The 16,212-nt window shown below is 70.0% G+C and carries 14 protein-coding genes; 4 read left to right on the top strand and 10 right to left on the bottom strand.

Annotated features, from left to right (window positions below; genetic code table 11):
- Positions 1-91 precede the first annotated feature (91 nt).
- The 3 genes from IPK71_02810 to IPK71_02800 all read left to right on the top strand — a co-directional run bounded on the left by IPK71_02810 (position 92) and on the right by IPK71_02800 (position 3,329).
- Positions 92-1,507: a serine/threonine protein kinase gene (locus tag IPK71_02810; GenBank protein ID MBK8212654.1), complete on the top strand. Its 1,416-nt coding sequence runs from the start codon at positions 92-94 to the stop codon at positions 1,505-1,507.
- Positions 1,473-2,312 (top strand): hypothetical protein, encoded by an 840-nt coding sequence (locus IPK71_02805; GenBank protein ID MBK8212653.1) that lies wholly within the window; start codon positions 1,473-1,475, stop codon positions 2,310-2,312. Before IPK71_02810 ends, IPK71_02805 begins: the two co-directional genes overlap by 35 nt.
- Positions 2,313-2,570: 258 nt before the next feature.
- A complete protein-coding gene (locus tag IPK71_02800) occupies positions 2,571-3,329 on the top strand; it encodes a hypothetical protein (GenBank protein ID MBK8212652.1) in 759 nt (252 codons plus the stop codon).
- A 38-nt stretch (positions 3,330-3,367) separates the two neighbouring features.
- Here IPK71_02800 and IPK71_02795 read toward each other — a convergent pair whose 3' ends face one another.
- From IPK71_02795 to IPK71_02770, 6 genes are all read right to left on the bottom strand, one after another.
- Positions 3,368-3,730, bottom strand: a complete 363-nt coding sequence (locus IPK71_02795) for a hypothetical protein (GenBank protein ID MBK8212651.1) — start codon at positions 3,728-3,730, stop codon at positions 3,368-3,370.
- 185 nt (positions 3,731-3,915) lie between these two features.
- On the bottom strand, positions 3,916-5,226 hold the full coding sequence (locus tag IPK71_02790; GenBank protein MBK8212650.1) for a sigma 54-dependent Fis family transcriptional regulator: 1,311 nt from the start codon (positions 5,224-5,226) through the stop codon (positions 3,916-3,918).
- A 136-nt stretch (positions 5,227-5,362) separates the two neighbouring features.
- Complete coding sequence (locus IPK71_02785) at positions 5,363-6,493, bottom strand: trypsin-like serine protease (protein ID MBK8212649.1); 1,131 nt, start codon at positions 6,491-6,493, stop codon at positions 5,363-5,365.
- A gap of 277 nt (positions 6,494-6,770) precedes the next feature.
- Positions 6,771-7,421 (bottom strand): hypothetical protein, encoded by a 651-nt coding sequence (locus IPK71_02780; GenBank protein ID MBK8212648.1) that lies wholly within the window; start codon positions 7,419-7,421, stop codon positions 6,771-6,773.
- Between the two features lie 46 nt (positions 7,422-7,467).
- A complete protein-coding gene (locus IPK71_02775; protein MBK8212647.1) occupies positions 7,468-7,692 on the bottom strand; it encodes a hypothetical protein in 225 nt (74 codons plus the stop codon).
- Positions 7,693-7,841: 149 nt separating this feature from the next.
- Entirely contained in the window at positions 7,842-9,119 is a 1,278-nt protein-coding gene (locus IPK71_02770; protein MBK8212646.1) for a protein kinase, read from the bottom strand.
- A gap of 227 nt (positions 9,120-9,346) precedes the next feature.
- Between IPK71_02770 and IPK71_02765 the strand changes: the two genes are divergently transcribed.
- Positions 9,347-10,858: a M48 family metalloprotease gene (locus IPK71_02765; GenBank protein ID MBK8212645.1), complete on the top strand. Its 1,512-nt coding sequence runs from the start codon at positions 9,347-9,349 to the stop codon at positions 10,856-10,858.
- A 25-nt stretch (positions 10,859-10,883) separates the two neighbouring features.
- Here IPK71_02765 and IPK71_02760 read toward each other — a convergent pair whose 3' ends face one another.
- The 4 genes from IPK71_02760 to IPK71_02745 form a co-directional block, all read right to left on the bottom strand.
- Positions 10,884-11,948, bottom strand: a complete 1,065-nt coding sequence (locus IPK71_02760; protein ID MBK8212644.1) for a hypothetical protein — start codon at positions 11,946-11,948, stop codon at positions 10,884-10,886.
- A gap of 145 nt (positions 11,949-12,093) precedes the next feature.
- Positions 12,094-13,065 carry a LysM domain-containing protein gene (locus IPK71_02755; GenBank protein ID MBK8212643.1) on the bottom strand — a complete coding sequence of 324 codons (972 nt, stop codon included), beginning with the start codon at positions 13,063-13,065 and terminating at the stop codon, positions 12,094-12,096.
- Positions 13,046-14,509: a serine/threonine protein kinase gene (locus IPK71_02750; protein ID MBK8212642.1), complete on the bottom strand. Its 1,464-nt coding sequence runs from the start codon at positions 14,507-14,509 to the stop codon at positions 13,046-13,048. The genes IPK71_02755 and IPK71_02750 overlap by 20 nt, the downstream gene beginning before the upstream one ends.
- A gap of 25 nt (positions 14,510-14,534) precedes the next feature.
- The gene (locus IPK71_02745; GenBank protein MBK8212641.1) at positions 14,535-16,079 is read right to left on the bottom strand and encodes a 2,3-bisphosphoglycerate-independent phosphoglycerate mutase; all 1,545 of its coding nucleotides are present in this window, start codon (positions 16,077-16,079) and stop codon (positions 14,535-14,537) included.
- Positions 16,080-16,212: the final 133 nt, after the last annotated feature.

Below are 16,212 nucleotides of genomic sequence, written 5' to 3'. Positions count from 1 at the left end.
TTCTCCGTGAGGTCCCTCGAGTCGAGGACGGATCGTGTCCCCCTACGGACAGGTTCGGTCGCGCCAATCGTTTTTTGGTACGCTGAAGATCGTGTCTGCCGTCGGAGCGAGAGGCCTGCCAGCGCGCGCAGGGAAGTACGAGCTTCTCTCGCTGCTCGGTCGCGGAGGCATGGGGAGCGTCTACTTGGGGCGCGAAGCCACCGCAGCGGTCGCGCCGCTCGTGGCGATCAAGGTGCCCCACGCGCACCTCACCGAGGGCGCCGCCGAGACCATGCTCGAGGACGAGGCGAGGGTGCTCGCGCACATCGTCGACCCCCACGTGGTGCCGCTCGTCGCGCTCGAGCGATCCGACGAAGGGCTCCTCTTCGTGATGCCGTTCGTCCCGGGGGTCACGGCCGCCGCGCTCGCGAAAGCCGCGGCAAAAGCGGGCAAGCCGATCCCTCTGCCCGTCGTGACTCGGATCGTGTGCGACGCCCTCTCGGGCCTCGCCGCTGCGCACGAAGCGAGAGGTCCCGATGGCTCGCCCCTCGGCGTCATCCACAGGGACGTCTCGCCGCAGAACTTCCTCGTCGGGACCGACGGCACGACGCGGCTCCTCGATTTCGGCGTCGCCAAGGCGCGTGGACGCCTCCAGAAGACGACGCGCGATGGCGCGCTCAAGGGCAAGCTCGCCTACATGTCTCCCGAACAGCTACACGGCACGGAGGTCGACGCGACGACCGACACCTACGCGGCCGCCGTGGTCGCGTGGGAGCTCGCCGCGGGAGACTCGCTCTTCCTCGGAGACACCGACGCCGACACGTTCCGTCGTGTCCTCACCGCGGAGGTCCCGAGCCTCACGTCGCTCCGGCCCGACGTCCCCGAGGCCCTCGACGCCGCTCTCCGTCGAGCCCTCTCCGAGGTGCGTGGCTCTCGGTACGCTTCCGCGCGTGCCATGCGCGAGGCCCTCTCGGCCATCGTCGCCCCCGCGACCCCGACCGAGGTCGCGGCGCTCGTGCGCGAGCTCTGCGGGCCGCTCGTGGACGCGCAGGCCGCGGCCGTGCGTGGCGCGGAGGCCGAGCCCGAGATCGCGACCGTGGTCGACAGGCCGCCTCCCTCGGTGCCCGTGCTCGTCGCGCCCACACCCGAGCCCATCCAAGTCCTCCCCGTGCGTCGCCGCCGCGTCGAGCTCGTGGCGGCGTTCTTCGCGATCGTCGCGGCCGTCCTCCTCGGGGCGCTCCTGCGCGTGCGTTCCGTGGGCGATCCCCCGGCGGCGAGTGGAGGGCCCGCCCCGCCACCTGCCGACACGGCGTCGGATCGCTCGCCTGGTCCGACCGCATCCGCGGTACCTTCCTCGAGCGCTTCGTCGGAGCCCACGGCCTCTGCGAAGGGAGCACCTTCGTCGCCCCCTCCGCGCTCGGGTCCCGCGCTCCCTTCGGCGCCCGTTCGTCGCCCGCCTCCGAGCTGTGATCCCCCCTACACGTTCGATCGTCATGGCAGGAAGATTTTCCGACCCGAGTGCTTCTGACCCACGCGCGCGCGCCCGCCTCTGGGGGGTGGCGTTCACGCTCACGGGCCTCGTGTGGAGCGGCCCGCTCTCGGCCAAACCTGCTTCGGAGTGTGTGAGGGCCGCGAACGAGGGGCAGACGCTACGCGACCAGGGCAAGCTCCTCTCGGCGCGCGAAGAGCTCGCCGTCTGCGCGAGGCCCGAGTGCCCGAAGGTGGTCGCCTCCGAGTGCCGCAAGTGGCTCGAAGACGTCTCGGCGCGCATCCCGACCGTGGTGGTGTCCCTTCGAGACGGCACGGGGGCCGACGTGTCCGCTCGCATCGTCGTCGATGGAAAAGCCTCCGAAGAAGCCACGGCCGGTCGGGCGATCTCCCTCGATCCGGGGCCTCACGTGTTCCGCGCCGAGGCCGATCGAGGGAGCGCCGAGCGGAGCGTGGTGGTGCGCGAGCGTGAGGCCGGCCAGCGCGTCGTGCTCGAGCTCCCCAAGGTCGTCGCTCCGCCCTCCGCCCTCCCTATCCCGAAGAGAGAGGCCGTCACGGAGACTCACAGGCCCGTGCCCGCCGTCACGTGGCTCATGGCGGGGACGGCCGTCGTCGGCGCGGGCGTGGGCACCGTCTTCGCCATCGACGCCGGCGCGCGTTTCGGCGACCTCAAAGAGCGTTGCCCGAGCTGCACCGAAGACGAGGTCTCCGGACTTCGCTTGCGCAGCACCGTGGCCGACGTGGCGTTCGGGGTCGCCATCGTCGCCGCGGGCATCACGGTCGTGTCGTACCTCCTCCGACCTACGGTCACGACCACCCGCCCCGTCGCCACGCTGGCCTTCTAGGGCGAAGCTCGGCGGGGCCTGGGCACCCATGCGCGTCGACTCCGACGACCGCCCAAGCCCCTCGACCCTAAGCCTTCGAGAGGACCCAAAAGGTCTCCTTTTTCACCTTGGAGGACGTGACGGGTCCTCACGCTCCGAGCCCCCGCCTACCGCGATTTTCCTGCGACCCGAGGACCGCGCGTGCGTAGTCCGTTCGAACCGGCCGTGAGCGCGACCTCGCGACGACGCTGCCATACGACCCGACACGAGGAGACCCGCATGCGCACTCTTCCCTTCGCCATCGTTGCCTTCGTTTCGCTCGCGAGCGTCTCTTCGGCGTCCGCGTTCGAGCTCCACGCCGACCTCGCGCCGTCGGTCGCGACGTCGCTCGCCAAAGGCAAGGCCGACTGCACCGTCGCCGAGGGGGGCGCTGGCCTCCAAAGGCGGGTCACGTGCACGCTCACCCACACGAGCCTCTCCGGCGCTCCGACGTCCGCGGCCCTCTTCCGAACCGCGTTTCCCCTGTCGGCGCTCGCGAGCGTCACGTGCGACGTGTCGGCGAGCCCCATCCTCTGCACGGGCGACGTGCCGGCCGCGAGCAACACGTACTCGTACCTCCTCAACGAACAAATGTCCGTCGGGATCTCGACGTCGGCGGCCCCCGCGGTGGCCGGTGAAATCTCCGGTCGCCTCTTGCGCGTCGTGGATGGTGGCGCGGCCGACGGAGGCAGCGACGGTGGCGCGGCCGATGGCGGGCTCGACGCCGGGCCGACCCCCACCGACGCCGCGGCCGACTCGGGCTCCGAGGGACCCGACGCGATCGCTCCCTCCGGCGACGCGTCCTCTCCTTCGGGAGGTGACCCGTCGACCCCGCCTGTCGGGGACGATGCCGGCGCGCGCGGAGACGATGTCGGACCCGATGCTCCCTCGTGCAGCGCAAGTCCGGCGGGCGTCGCTGCGCAGAGCCACTCCGTCCTCGGAGGTGCGATCGCCACGGCGATCCTGGCGCTCGTTGGCACATGTCGCCGCCGGCGCTGAGGCCGCGCCCGTAGGATCCTGGGCCGCTGACGCCGGGCTCAGCGGCTCGGGAGGTAGTAGCGCGACGTCGCCTTGAAGCCCCGCCGCTCGACGCGCCCCTCGCGGATCGCTTGGTCGGCGATGCGCAAGAACGTGCGCTTCGAGAGGCCGAGGAGCCGCCGGAGCTCGAGCGAGCTCGCGGGCCAAGGAATGCCGCCGATGCACGCGACGAGCGCGTCGACCGTGTCGGTCTTGGCGGTGCTGGGGCTCGGCTTTCCCGGCAGCACCGAGGCCGGGCGCGCCCGGGGCGGGGGCGGCGAGAAGTCACGGAGCTCTCGTTCGAGCTCATCGGCGGCAAGTGAGACCAAGCGCGTCGCGAAGTCGGACGCGAGCGAACGTAGCGAGTCCTCGAGTGAGCTCATGGTTACCCCCGTAGTCGGAACGAAGTGGCGTCGTTCGGCACGACGTCCCCTTCAGCCCAGCAGGAAATATGCCACGAACTTGGCTGGCACAGCACGTGTCACCGTCACTCCGGCGACAGCGGGATTTCGCGGGCTCTCGGGGAAGTCCGTGTGAACGATACGATCGCAGGTGGGTATCGCGCGCCTCAGGTCGAACGTGACTTGATCCGAGTGAAGTGCCGCCGCGCGATGCCGTAGGCGGCCGCGGCCTTCGCCACGCTCCCCCCCGATTTCTCGAGCGCCACCTCGACGAACAGGCGCTCGAACTCGTCGAGCACTCGCCGTCGTGCGATGGAGTACGGCACGCCTTGGTCGATGAGGGAGCGGGCGACGCTCGCGCCGAGCTCGATGCCGGGGGCGTCGTCGTCGGTGAACATGTCGGTCTGTCCGAGGGCGAACCTGCGCTGCACCGCGTTCGCCAGCTCACGCACGTTCCCGGGCCACCGATACGACTGCCAACGAGACAAAAAGTCTCGTGGAAACGGCACGTTACCGCCCGATAGCTTCGACCAGAAGCTCGACGCGAGCAGCTCCACGTCCCCATCCCGCGCGCGGAGAGGGGGCACCGACACACGCGCCACGGCGAGGCGGTAATAGAGGTCGTCGCGGAACCTTCCGGCCTGGATCTCGGCCTCGAGATCGCGCCGGGTGGCCGAGATGAGGCGAATGTCGATCTTGATCCATTTGGTCGACCCGATGCGCTGCACCTCTTTGCGCTCGACGGCCCGCAGGAGCTTGGCCTGAAGGCCGATGTCGAGGTCTCCGATCTCGTCGATGAGGAGCGTGCCACCGTCGGCCACCTCGAACACCCCGGCGCGGCTCTCTTGGGCGCCCGTGAACGCGCCGCGCTCGTGACCGAAGAGGCTCGCCTCGAGCAGCTGCGGCGACACGGTCGTGCAGTCGAGCACCACGAACGGCTTCTGCGCGCGTGGGCTCGCCTCGTGGATGGCCTCGGCCACGAGCTCTTTGCCCGTGCCGGTCTCTCCCTCGACGAGCACGGGAATGTCGGTCGCCGCGACCTGATCGCAGCGCGCGAACATGCGGCGCATGGCGGGGCTCGCGCCGAGCACCCGACCGAAGCGTGTGCGCGTCGAGGCCGGAGCCGTCTCGCGGCTCGCCGTCACGGAGATCCCGACGAGCGTGTCGCCGAGGCGCACCCGATCGCCATCGCGCAAGAGCGCCTCGACGACGCGCCCTCCGTTGAGGTACGTGCCGTTGGTCGAGCCCGTGTCACGGAGGCGCAGGTACGCGCCCTCGTGGGTCATCTGCGCGTGACGACGTGACACCTTCGGGTCGGTGAGGGGGAGCTCGCACGCCTCGCTCTTGCCGACGAAGAGGCCGTCGGTCACGGCCACCGAGCGCCCTTGGTCCGGACCTTCCAGCACGGAGAGCACGAAGGTGGCCGAGGCCTTCTCCGCGGCCCCGTCCAGCATCGTCGTCACGTCGTCGTCGTTCATGCCCCCAGCATAAAGCAGGACGCGTACCGTCCCCGGGCGCAAGGGGGGCATGGTGCCTTTTGGCCGATTTTAGGGTCTTTCTTAGCCGTGGGCCGGCCTCCCCGTGAGGACGCGACGCGTCCTTCTGCCCCGGGGGTCAGCGGAGGACGTCGACGCGATACCCCGCCGGAGCCTTTCCGTACACCACGCCCACGTACGTCCCTGCGCTCGATGCAACACGATGAAACGTTCCGGCCGACGTGGTCGCGACGCTCTGGTAGCCGGAGGCCGTCTTTTTCCAGAGCGCCACGCTGACCGAGCCGGTCACGGCGACCTTGTAGGTGTCGCCGGCGCGCGCCACGTCGAACGAGAACCAGTCTTGGTCCGAGGCCGAGGAGAGCGCCCCGCAGGTCGTGCCGTTCGTGAGCGCAGTGGCCGCGCCGAAGGTGTCGTTCGGCTCGCGCTCGTTCGCGTTGCACCCCGTGGGCGCCGGTGTGGGCGCCGGCGTCGGCGAGGGCGTGATCGCTCCCGGGCCGCCGTTCGCCCTCACTTTTTCGGCGATCCATGCCGAGAGCAGATCGGTCCGCGCGAGCACCTGGTAGGTCGAGCCCGTCCCCGAGTTGACGGCGACGATGCGCTTCGTGCCCGAGGCGTACACGGGGCCGCCCGAGTCTCCCGGCTCGATGACCCTCTCGGATCGGTACGCGTAGGGCGAGCCGTTCGGTGCGGCGCTGCGGATCACGAACGGATCGCTCTCGTAGAGCGCCGTGGTCGACAGCGCGCCGTCACGCTTGCGACCCACCGCGACCGCGAGCGCGCCGTCGGCCGATGCGCGCGAGGCCACCTCGGGGAACGCCGAGAGCGAGAGCGCGCGATCGAGGATGACGAGGCCCACGTCGTGTTGGTTCGGGTTCACGAATTCGCCCGTGTTGCCGAGGTAGTCGTAGTTCTCCTTGGCGACGCCGTTCGCGCGTTGGCCTCCTGCGAAGGGCAGGGTCACGACCCACGCCGAGTACCGATCGATGCAGTGGCCGGCCGTGAGCACGACGCGCGGCGCGATGAGGGCGCCCGAGCAATGGCTCACCACGCGCCCTCCTTGCACCATGTCGACGAGCGCGGCTTCGGGGTGCGTCGACGCCTGATCCGGATTGCCGATAATCGGCTGTTCGGTCGAGTCGGCCTCGAGCTCTTCGTCCGCGGGGGCTTCGGCGCTGCACGCTGCCTGCGCGAGCGCGACTCCAAAGAGACCTACGAGCGCGACGAGCTTCGGGGACACACGGGTTTGCATGGCTTCCTCCTGCGAGCGAGCCATTGCGACCGGCGTGCCGCACCCCCGCGCGATCCGCCCCGAAGCAAGAAACCTGCGGCATCGGCGAATCCACGTTTTGTGGGAGCGGAAACGTCCGCCACGAGCGCGATGGGCACCCCTCTCGGAGAGGACTCGGCCCGTCCTCGGGTGCGCGCGTCGTGTCCCCCACGATCTCGCGTAAGTGCTCGAAACGAAGGGTAAAAGTGTGTGTCCGTCCTACGCGGGACCACCTCTCGCGACGTGTGCGTCGAACCCCTCAACGAAGGCTGTAGAGCCCACCTTCGAGGCGCATACGGAGCATCTGATAGGGCCCGCGCAATCGGAAGTAGGCGATGACCCCGTTGATGACCATGGCGACGAGGAAGACTCCCGGGAACACGAGGGCCTCTCCTGCGAGGCCTTCGCCGAGGCCCGCGCCCAAGAAGAAGAGGCTCGACAGCCCGTACGCGAGGCTCGGTACGGGGAGGAAGCGGCTCGTCACGGCGACCTTGTGCCCGTCGAAGCGGAGCCGGGTATGGATGAGGCCGTACGTGCGCGAGCCGAAGAACTTGAACGGCAGTCGGAGCGTGAGCTCGTCACGTGCAGGCACCCCATAGAGGAAATGCGAGTCGGCCTCTTCTTTGGGCAAGAACCCGAGGCGCTCCACCACGCTCTCGGGTTTCGCGAGCGGCGCGGCGGGGGCGTCTCGGTAGCCCGCGGACTCGCGCGGCATGCCCTCGGTCGCCAAGGCCGCGGCGCGCCGGCCCGAGAGGACCTCTTGGCCTCCCGGCCCGACGTCGACCGGAGGCCCACCCATCGGGATGAAGGCGAGCCGTCCGAGGATCGGGGTCGCGAAGAAGTAGAGCAGGGTCTCGACGGCGCTCCCGAGCAGCAAGACCCCGAAGCCAAGTCCGAACAGCGCTTCCATGCCGATGAGGAGAGCACAGGGCGCGGCGGGAGCGAAGGCGGAGGGCTCACTTCGGCATGGGGTCGCCCTTCTCGGCGTCGTAGTAGAGCGTGCCGGCGCGCTTGTACTTCTTCTTCACGCCGCAGACGTCGAGCACGTACATGGTGACGCCCATCGACCCGGGCTCCTCCGAGACGACCTGGACCCGCTCTTTCGGGCAACCATGGTCGAACGAGGCCGTGCCGACGAGCTTGGGGGTGTCGGTCCCGAACCCCATCGACGCGCAGCCCACGGCCGCAAGCAGTGGAAAAAGCAGGAAAAGGCGCGATATGTGTGCAGTGTACATGGTGTCTCCGAGGGCACCTCCGGGCGCCCTTCGTCTCGTGAGAGGCGGGCGCGCCGGCATGTCGCACACTTTTTTCGGAGCCCGCGCGGGGGTCGCTACCTCAAGCCGAGCACCACACCCACGGCGATCCCGAGCCCCACGAGGACGACCCACGCGAAGACCCACCGGAGGTCGCGCTTCGGTGGCGAGCTCTTGCGCGAGGTGGGAGGGCCCGACGCCCGCGAGCGGCTGCCGGTGTCGTTCCGTGAGCGGCTGCCGGTGTCGCTCCTTGCGCTCGAGTCCGTGAGGCGGCGGCTGCTCGGGGGCTTCGGCGTGAGGCCGCGCTCGGCCGAGGTCGGCACGATCTCGACCTCGGGCTTCGAGGGAGAGGTCCTCGGCGGCGCCGAGCTCCGCGCGAGCTCCGGCGTGCGCTGGGTCGTGGGCGCAGTCTCCGACGGAGAGGCAGGGGCCGCCTCCGAGGAGGGCTCTTCGTGGACGGCGGGCGCGCTCGAGGCAGCGGGCGAGCTTTGAGCCGTGGTGTCGGGCTCGTCGGGGAACACCCCCGCGCGCTCGAGGGCGCTTCGCATGGCGCCGGCCGACGGGTACCTGTCGTTCGGGTCCTTCGCGAGCGCGCGCCGCACGATCGACGCGACCGCGGGGGAGACGTCGCCGGGTTTTGCGCGGGAGGCCACGTCCGGGATGTCCGCCGTCAGGTGGGCCGTGAGCACCGCCAGCGGTGATTTTCCCTGGAAGGGGAGCTCTCCCGTGAGGAGCTGAAAGAGCATCACCCCGACCGCGTAGAGATCGCACCGCGCGTCGAGGTCGTCGCCGCGTGCCTGCTCGGGGGACATGTACTCGGGCGTCCCGAACACCATGTTGAGCGCGGTGAGGTTGGTCGTCCCCGTCCCTCCGCCGTTCAAGATCTTGGAGAGCCCGAAATCGACCACGAGCGCGCGATCGTCGTCGTCGACGATGACGTTGTGAGGCTTCAAATCGCGGTGAATGATGCCAAGACCGTGCGCGCTCTCGAGCCCGTCGAGCACCTCGCGCACGAGCCGCGACGCCCGCTCTTCCCCGAGCGGCCCCTCTTCTTCGAGGATGCGATCCAAGGTTCGCCCGTGGATGCGCGGGAGCGCGAGGCAGAGCAAATCCTCACCTCCGCCCGGGTTTTTGCACTCTCCGGACGCGAGGATGCGGCACACGTGCGGGCCCTCGAGCTTGCGCAAGATCGCCGCCTCGCGCGCGAACCGGCCGCGCACTTGGGCCTCGCTCGCGAGGTGCGGGTGCATCACCTTGAGCGCGACCTCGGCCCCCGTCGCGCGGTCCTTCGCCGCGTAGACCACGCCCGTGCCGCCCTCGCCCAAGATCCCTTCGACCTCGTACGTATCGAGCACGACCTCCCCCTCGAGAAGCGCTCGGTCGCGGAGGTGGAGGGCGGGGCGTCCATGAGGGGCGCCTACGATACCCTGGTGGCTCCGGGGCGTACACGACGCCTTCGTCGCGTGACGGCAGCGACCCTCGGCGCTTATGACTTGACCGTTCGTCGACGTGGAGGGAAGTTGAGCGCATGTGCCCCATCCGGGGCCGCCTCTTCCGCGCGTGAGCGACGACTCGAGGAGACATGGGCACGACCATCGGTTCACGGATCCTCACCTTCGCCCGCGTCGTGCTCACGATCGGGCTCCTCGCCGGGTACTACCTGTTCGCGTTCGGGATCGCGCTCGGCGCGCTCGTCGTCGCCGTGGTGCTCGTGTTCTTGAGCCCGTACGTGGATGTGCCGGTGCTCGCGTTCCCCGTGCTCGCGGTCATCGCTCTGGCGTCCCTCGTCTTCGGGGCGCGTACGCTCTTCCGTTCGCGCCCGCCGGTCACCGTCGAGAGGTGCGTCTCTCTCCCTCGCGAAGAGGCGGAAGAGCTCTATCGCACGGTCGACATGCTCGCCGCGTCGATCGGGGCGCCGAGCGTCCACGAGATCCTGATCTTCCCCGATGCGCGCGCCAGCATCATGAGCACGGGTGGGGTGCTCGGCATCGGGGAGAAGCGCGCGCTCGAGCTCGGCTACGTGGCGCTCCGAGGGCTCCGTCAGGGCGAGCTGATGACGATCGTAGCCCATGAGCTCGGCCACTTCGCCGCCGGAGATCTCTCTCTCTTCCGGTTCGTTTGGAGCCTCCACGACGCGCTCGTCCACGCGATCCTCGCCGCCGAGCGAGCGCGTCCCAGGCGATTTTACGGGGTCTTCCGCCTGGCCCCGGCGATCGTGGGTGCGATGCATATGGCCTACGGAAAGCTCGCTCTGCGCGCGTCGCACGCGGTGCTTCGGGCTCGAGAGCTCGCGGCCGACAGGCAGGCTGTGGCCCACGTCGGGAGAGCGGCTTTTCTCCGAGGGCTCGCCAAGGTTCGCGTCCTCGGGGTGACGTTCGATGGCTTCGTCGCGCGCGAGCTCTTGCCCCTCGTCGAGGCGAAGTGCTGGCCCAGCGACCTGTGGCGCGGGTTCGACGACTACGCGGCGAAGGTCTCCGGCCGGGTCGACGAGCTCCTCGCGAAGGTCGAGCCGAGCCCCTACGACACCCACCCGTCCTACGAGGAGCGCGTGAAGAACGCCGAGAGCGCGCCGTCGTTCGATCTCCCCGAGGCCGAGGGCCCTGCCTTCGCGTGGCTCACCTCCCCCGAGGCCTTGTGGGAGCGCCTCGGCCCCCCCGCGAAGGGCCTGCGCCGCGTCGCCTGGTCCGAGGTCGCCGACGTGAGGAGCGCTCGGGTCCTGCAGGCGGCGAAAGAGGCGAGCTCCGCGTACCTCGCGGTGCTCGGCAAGGGGCCATGGCTCGACGTGGCGAAGCGAGGTGCGACGACCATGGCTCAAGTGGGGTCGCGAGAGCTCGCGCTCGCCGTCGAGCCGGGGCTACGTCACGCGAGCGAGGCCGTGTGGATGGCCGTAGGACCGCGCGCGATCGAGCGTTGGTTCGGGGCGATCGTCGCGATGGCGCTCGTCGAGGGGCGCGGTGGCAGGTTCGTGCACGTGATCGGAGAGCCACTCCAGGTCGAGCTCGACGGAGGCCTCGTTTGCCCGTGGACGCTCGCCCGCGAGGCTCCAGGATCACGCGAAGGCATCGACCGCCTCGCCGCCGCGCTCGGGCCGTGACGTTCGAGGTGGGCGGTCCGCACGGTCAGAGCCGCTCGAGCGTGCGTGAGCGCCAGTCGAGCACGGCCGTGATCGTGGTCGTCTTGGGCACGAGATCGGGCGTCTCCCGAGCGATCACCTCCCCCGCAAATCGCGAAAGAAAACGAGCCTTTAGCTCGGCTCTTGCGCGGTCGACGCCGATGTCGTCGTAAGGGACGGACGCGAGCACGAGGAGCCCGTCGTCGGGGATGCGCCCGGCCTCCATGTTGCTGCGGAGGATGGTGGCGGCCTTGTGGATCGGCTCGGCCAGGTTCGGGCTGTAGGGCCCTACGATGAGCGCCACGTTCGGCGTGTGGAGGAAGTCGAACCCGCGGCCGAGGCAGAGCGCCCACTCGTGGTGCTCGATGTCGAGCAGCCGCGCCCCACGCGCGTTCTCCTCACGAATCGCCGCCACGTGGGCGAGATTTCCCCGGAGGAGCGGCGCGAGGTCGGCGCGCACCTGCGTGGGCATGTCGGGCAAGAGCGCTCCGAGCTCGCCCTCGAGGGCGTCGGCGGATCCCTCGTAGGTGGCGAGGTCGAGCACGGCGTCGCCGGAGCCGTGGACGATGAGCGCCTCCTCGTCGGTCTCGAAGCCACAAATGAGCGGGTACACCGTCCCGTGCCCCCTCCCGAAGATGGCCTCCACTTGCGTGTAGATGTCACGCGTGTGCTCCATGGCGGCGCGTGTGTCGTAGTGGAACCCGGCGCAACCGCGCTTCGGGTCTCCTTTGGCGAAGTGGTACGTGATGAGCAAGAGCACGCGCCGGCCGGCGTGCACCATGCGCATCACGTGGCTCGAGAGCACCTCGCCGAGGTGGGGCCAACCGAGATCGAAGATGCCTCCCAAGTTGCGGAAAGGCATGAGGATTCCGGTGGGGCTCCCGGTGGCCACGGGGATGTTGATGCGCCCGTCCATGCACTTCAGCACCGCGATCGCCGTCGGGTGGCGGGCGAGGTACCTCTCGCGCGCGAGCGAGGCCTCGGGGCCGCGAAACTCTTCGCCGTGGCGCCTCGCGAGATCGAAGAGCCACTCGATGCGCTGGCCGATCGGCCTTCGGTGCATGTCACCCATGGTCCAAGCCTCCGCGCCGAGCGTAGCGAACCTAAAGCACGAGCAGAAGGTGCCCCCACCCGCGGGTGCTCGGCCTACGGCCTCCGCGCCCGCGACCTCCCCCAAACCGCGAGCCTCCGCTCGCGGAGGGGGAGGTGAACGGAGGCTACTTCGCGGTGCACGCGGCGCGGATCTTGGGAGACACCGTGCGCGGATCGAGCTCCCAGCGTGGGCCCTTCTTGGCGTCGCGCGTGTCGCGTGTGTCGGGCGTCTCGAGCGCGGTTCGCCACGCGGTGCACGCGCCCACGGCGGCGCCCCACGCGTCGAGCGCGACGTACGACTCGAGGAGCGCGCGATGGATCGTGGCGAGCTGGGCGCGCGTCAGATCTCCGCTCCCGAGGAGGCGGTTGCCTCGAGCCACGGCGTCGACGTAGCGGCCGTAGCGCACGTCGGCGAGCAGCGGAGGGATCTCGGTCTCGCCGCGTTTTTGGGCCTCGTGGGCCTCTCCGCCGCCCTCGCTCAGCACCCTGCCGCCGGCCTTCCGCGCCTCGCGTTTGCCCTCTTCGGTGAGCACGAGCTCGAAGAGCGGCACGAGCACCACCTCGCCGTGGGTCACCTCGTCGGCCTTCTTCGAGCCGTCGTTCTTGCGAAAATTGTAGGCGTTGAGCTCCCAGTAGCGGTTGGCGTTGCCGAGGTAGCGGGCCGCGAGCACGCTCATCTTCTCGTCGTCGCCGCCGAGGTGCACGAGCACGGCGGGGACCTGGACCTCCTGCGCGAGCGACGGGGGCACCCACGCCACGGCGTTGTTGACCTTGGCGAGGTACTCGGCGCGGCGGCGGTCGCCCAAGAACCGCTCGGCGAGATCGAGCCACGTCTCGCCCTCGGTCACCCGGTGATGCCCGGGGGCCGGCACCTCGACCCGCATGCCTGGGATCGTGGCGCTGCCGTGGGCGTCGAGCCCGTTCGCGCCGATGAGCAGCGGCTCGAACCGCGCGCTCCCGTAGTAGACGATCGCGAGCTGCGCGAGCGTCTCACCGGGCTGCATCGTGTGGGGGAACGCCTCGGCGCGCCCCTCGACGAGAGCACCGGCGAAGAGGGCCGTGACGGCGACGAAGAGGCTATTTTTGAGGCTTTTCATGGCTTGGCTCGTGCGAGGCTTCGGCCTTCGGGGCGTGGGCTTTGGCGTCGCCCGTGGCGTCGAGCGACGCGTCCTCGGGGGCGCCGGCGTCGACGCCCTCCACCTCGAGGGTGACGTCGACCGTGACCTGCTCCTCGGGCCGCACCACGATGGCGCGGTTCTCGGGCTTGGCGTTCGGGTGGGTGAGCGTGACGAAGTGCGGCCCTGGTGCGAGCGGGATGGCCCGCGCAAAAGGTGTAGTATCCACGTATTGCCCGTCGACGGCCACCTCGGCCCACGGCGTCGCGAGCACGTGCAGGGAGCCGGCCTTTGCGGGCGCGAGCTCGAGCGGCTTCTCGCCGGCCGCGCGCACGGTGCGCGAATCTCGTGCGACGAGCTCCGAGGCCCCCGCGAGCAGCACGAACGCCGCGCCGATTCCGACGAAGCCGAGCACGACGTGCCGCAAGCTCTGGATCGCGATCTCGGAGCGCCGGGCGGCCTTCGTGTCGATGCGGCGGCTGCCCTCTTCTTTGACGTAGCCGGCCTCGGACAGGGCCGAGACCACGAGGCGTTGCGGAGAAGCCCCCGAGAACCCGCGCAAGAACGCGGCGAGCTCTTCGGCGAGCTCCCGCGCCGACGCGTGGCGATCGGCCGGGTTTCGCTGGAGGAGCTTCATGACGATCCGCTCGAGGGGGCGAGGGACGTCGGGCGCTCGGTCGCGCAGCGGGGCCGCCGTCTCGCGGCGCATGCGCTCGATCGGCGCGCGCGATTGGCCCGGCGCCGCGCCCTTCGCCTCGCGCTCGAACGGGCGCGTGCCGGTGAGCATGCGGTAGAGCACCACCCCGAGCGAGAAGAGATCGCTCCGCGCGTCGACCGTGTCGCCCAGGATCTGCTCGGGCGACATGTACGCCGGCGTACCGAAGGCCTCGTGTGTGCGCCCCTCGGCCGCCGTAGCCGAGGTGAGGGGCTCGGCCATGCTCGGCAGGCGCTCGCGCTGAGCGATGCCGAAGTCGATGATTTTCACGTCCCCGCGCTTCGAGAGGAGCACGTTCTGAGGCTTGATGTCTCGGTGCACGACCCCGCGCTCGTGCGCGTGCGCGAGGCCCTCGGCGACCTGGTAGGCGATGGCCGCGGCGGCCTCGGGGCGGAGCACCCGCCTCCGCGACACGAGCTCGGCGAGGCTCGGCCCGTCGACGTATTCGAGCACCAAGAAGGACGTGGCCCCCGCGGTGGACGGGCGGTAGTCGACCAAGAGGACCACGTTCGCGTGGAACAGCTCGCCCAGGATCTTCGCCTCGCGATCGATCTGCTGGGCGAAGCTCGACGACGGCGCGATGGTGCTCTTCAGCGCCTTGATCGCGACCGTGCGCCCGAGGCTCTCCTGCTCGGCCTTGTACAGCGTGGCGAGCGCGCCCGAGCCTATCGTCTCGACGACCCGGTACCCGCCGAAGCGGACCTCGCTCACGTGAGGGCTCTCCCGCTCGCGTGCCTCATGCGCGCTCGAGGAGGCTCGTGCCCGTCATGGCGGCGGGCTGCGCGAGGCCGAGCAACGCGAGCATCGTCGGCGCGACGTCGCAGATGCGCCCACCTTCGCGCACCTTGGCCGATTTGTCGTGTGGATTCACGTAGATGAACGGCACGCGGTTCGTGGTGTGGGCCGTGTGCGGCTTGCCCGTGGCCGGATCTTTCATGAGCTCGGCGTTGCCATGATCGGCCGTGACGAAGAGCGCGCCGCCCGCCGCGAGCACGGCCCGCGAAAGCACGCCGACCCCGTGGTCGACGGCCTCGATCGCGTGGATGGCGGCCTCGAGGTTGCCCGTGTGACCGACCATGTCCGGGTTCGCGAAGTTCACGAGCACGAAGTCGTACTTGCCGGAGCGAATGGCCTCGTCCGACGCGGCGACGACCTCGGGCAAGCTCATCTCGGGCTTCTGGTCGTAGGTCGTCACCGTCTTGGGAGAGGGCACGAGCTTGCGCTCTTCGCCGGCGAAGGGCTCCTCGCGCCCGCCGTTGAAGAAGAACGTGACGTGCGCGTACTTCTCGGTCTCCGCGCAGCGAAACTGGGTCTTTCCGGCCTTCGCGAGCACCTCGGGGAAGATGTCGGGGTGCGTCTCTTTGCCGAAAGCCACGGGCAGACCGAACGACGCGTCGTACGAGGTCATGCACGCGTACGCGCCCGCGAACGGGGCCGCGTCGCGCGGGAAGCCGTCGAACGTGGCGACCGCGAGGGCCCGGGTGATCTCGCGCGCGCGATCGGGGCGGAAGTTGAAGAAGAGCGCCGCGTCGGCGCCTTGGGCGACGCCCGTGTACCCCGCGACCGCGAACGGCTCCACGAACTCGTCCGTCTTGCCCGCGGCGATGCTCGCGTTCGTGCCGGCGACGGCGCCCTCGCGCACGGGGACCTCGGCCGACGACGTGCCCGAGACGATCGCGCGGAACGCCTTCTCGACGCGCTCCCAGCGGTTGTCGCGGTCCATGGCCCAGAAGCGCCCCGACACGGTGCCGATGCGGCCCTTCCCGGCGAGCTTCCCCTCGAGCTCCTCGAGGTAGCCGGGGGCCGTGCCGGGCTGCACGTCGCGCCCGTCGAGGAAGGCGTGCACCACCACCTCGATGCCCACCGCGTGCGCGGCGTCGACGAGGGCGTAGAGGTGGGTGTTCATGCTGTGGACGCCGCCGTCGGACACGAGGCCGAGCAGGTGCAGCTTTCCGCCGCGAGATTTGGCGTGATCGAGCACCTGCCCGATCGCCGCGTTCTTCGCAAAGGTGCGCTCGTGCACGGCCATGTCGATGCGCGAGATGTCCATCATCGCGATGCGACCGGCGCCGAAGTTGAGGTGGCCGACCTCGCTGTTGCCCATCTGGCCCGGAGGGAGGCCCACGTCGGCGCCGCTCGTGCCGATGGTGGACGAGGGGTACGCGGCCCGGAGCGCGTCGATCTCGGGCGTTTTCGCGAGCAAGATGGCGTTGTCGGCCTTCTCCGCGCGCGAGCCGTAGCCGTCGAGGATGAGGAGCACGATGGGGCGGGGGACGCTCATGGGGCGGACTCTAAAACACGACGCCCGATTTCGCGACCCGCGAACGGGAGCGCGCCGAAAACGTGGGACCTTCGGCGACTTCGGGCGGTTCGGTGTGCCATCGTGAAAATCCCGTGTAAAAGCGCGGTGTGGA

It is taken from the genome of Myxococcales bacterium (assembly GCA_016712525.1).
Classification (GTDB): Bacteria; Myxococcota_A; Polyangia; order Polyangiales; family Polyangiaceae; genus JAAFHV01.
This window is presented reverse-complemented; position numbering and strand designations above follow the sequence as displayed.

What these genes read in the sequence shown, in the direction of transcription:
- IPK71_02805 (MBK8212653.1), top strand. Translation starts at nt 1,473, where the DNA reads ATGGCAGGAAGATTTTCCGACCCGAGTGCTTCTGACCCACGCGCGCGC.
- IPK71_02800 (MBK8212652.1), top strand. Translation starts at nt 2,571, where the DNA reads ATGCGCACTCTTCCCTTCGCCATCGTTGCCTTCGTTTCGCTCGCGAGC.
- IPK71_02795 (MBK8212651.1), bottom strand. Translation starts at nt 3,730, where the DNA reads ATGAGCTCACTCGAGGACTCGCTACGTTCGCTCGCGTCCGACTTCGCG.
- IPK71_02790 (MBK8212650.1), bottom strand. Translation starts at nt 5,226, where the DNA reads ATGAACGACGACGACGTGACGACGATGCTGGACGGGGCCGCGGAGAAG.
- IPK71_02785 (MBK8212649.1), bottom strand. Translation starts at nt 6,493, where the DNA reads ATGCAAACCCGTGTGTCCCCGAAGCTCGTCGCGCTCGTAGGTCTCTTT.
- IPK71_02780 (MBK8212648.1), bottom strand. Translation starts at nt 7,421, where the DNA reads ATGGAAGCGCTGTTCGGACTTGGCTTCGGGGTCTTGCTGCTCGGGAGC.
- IPK71_02765 (MBK8212645.1), top strand. Translation starts at nt 9,347, where the DNA reads ATGGGCACGACCATCGGTTCACGGATCCTCACCTTCGCCCGCGTCGTG.
- IPK71_02760 (MBK8212644.1), bottom strand. Translation starts at nt 11,948, where the DNA reads ATGGGTGACATGCACCGAAGGCCGATCGGCCAGCGCATCGAGTGGCTC.
- IPK71_02755 (MBK8212643.1), bottom strand. Translation starts at nt 13,065, where the DNA reads ATGAAAAGCCTCAAAAATAGCCTCTTCGTCGCCGTCACGGCCCTCTTC.
- IPK71_02745 (MBK8212641.1), bottom strand. Translation starts at nt 16,079, where the DNA reads ATGAGCGTCCCCCGCCCCATCGTGCTCCTCATCCTCGACGGCTACGGC.